This window comes from Nonomuraea candida (genome assembly GCF_000725485.1).
GTDB lineage: Bacteria > Actinomycetota > Actinomycetes > Streptosporangiales > Streptosporangiaceae > Nonomuraea > Nonomuraea candida.
The window spans coordinates 1-204 of sequence record NZ_JOAG01000236.1 but is presented as its reverse complement, the minus strand read 5'-3'; the positions used below and the strand labels follow the sequence as shown (position 1 = coordinate 204).

At 68.1% G+C, this 204-nt stretch carries 1 protein-coding gene; it reads right to left on the bottom strand.

Going from position 1 to position 204, the window contains the following annotated elements; translation table 11 throughout:
* Positions 1–204, bottom strand: a 204-nt coding sequence (locus tag IO39_RS43875) for an RICIN domain-containing protein (protein WP_043638119.1), incomplete at both ends; no start/stop codon positions are given.

Sequence of the window (204 nt, the reverse complement as noted above, 5' to 3'; positions counted from 1 at the left end):
GACGATGTTGGCGCCGTCGGCGGTGGAGGCGCCCTGGACTTCGAGGGCTTTGTTGCTGTGGCGGGAGATGAGGCGGACGTGGCCGTCGGAGCTGTCGGCCAGGCGCCATTGCTGGTTGGTGCCGTTGCCGTCGGTCCATTGGACGATGGCGCCGCCGTTGGCGGTGGAGAAGTTGTGGACGTCGAGGACCTTGCCGGAGTGGCG